1 protein-coding gene is annotated in these 532 nt (G+C 39.1%); it reads right to left on the bottom strand.

The window, feature by feature from the left end; genetic code table 11:
* Positions 1-181 precede the first annotated feature (181 nt).
* On the bottom strand, positions 182-445 hold the full coding sequence (locus ACTHUT_RS21660) for a hypothetical protein (RefSeq protein ID WP_036492715.1): 264 nt from the start codon (positions 443-445) through the stop codon (positions 182-184).
* Positions 446-532 lie beyond the last annotated feature (87 nt).

Here is a 532-nt window from a genome sequence, read left to right on the forward strand (position 1 = left end):
ATGCAAACAAGCCACCCATAAAAACAGGGCATATTCCCCATGCCCTATCATTTGAATTTCAGACGGCCTTTCGGTTGTCAAAATTTATTAGGAACAATGAGTAAACCCTATCCCTAACAAGACTTCGAGGAAAACAGAAGTCCAGATTTCAAACTCCTATCTCCCCCTCCCATCGCTAAAATTAGTTTTTGCCTTTTTTATCGCCGGCTGCCAAACGCATATTGATAAATTCCATCATCAAATCTTTTTTCGTCCAGAAAAAGGTTTTCATTTTTTCCAAAGAATAGATTTTCCGAATCATCGCCGGCAATCCTGCGTGAACGATGGCCGCGACTTCGCCATTGGTTGTTTCGTTGTCCATGGCGGCTTTGAGGTTTAGATTGCGCGTATTCAGGTAGTTGCTAAGCTCTTTCCTGACGCTGTTGCTGATTTCAAATTGTTTCATGTTTTCCGTCCATAATGTTTTTATAATTAAATAGCATAGAATTTTAGCAAGTTTTTTGCATTGTGCATATCTTAATTTGCATATTAT

Source organism: Neisseria sp. P0022.S010 (genome assembly GCF_051956635.1).

Excerpts from the sequence above, each read along its gene's own strand:
- ACTHUT_RS21660 (WP_036492715.1), bottom strand. The coding sequence starts at position 445 with ATGAAACAATTTGAAATCAGCAACAGCGTCAGGAAAGAGCTTAGCAAC.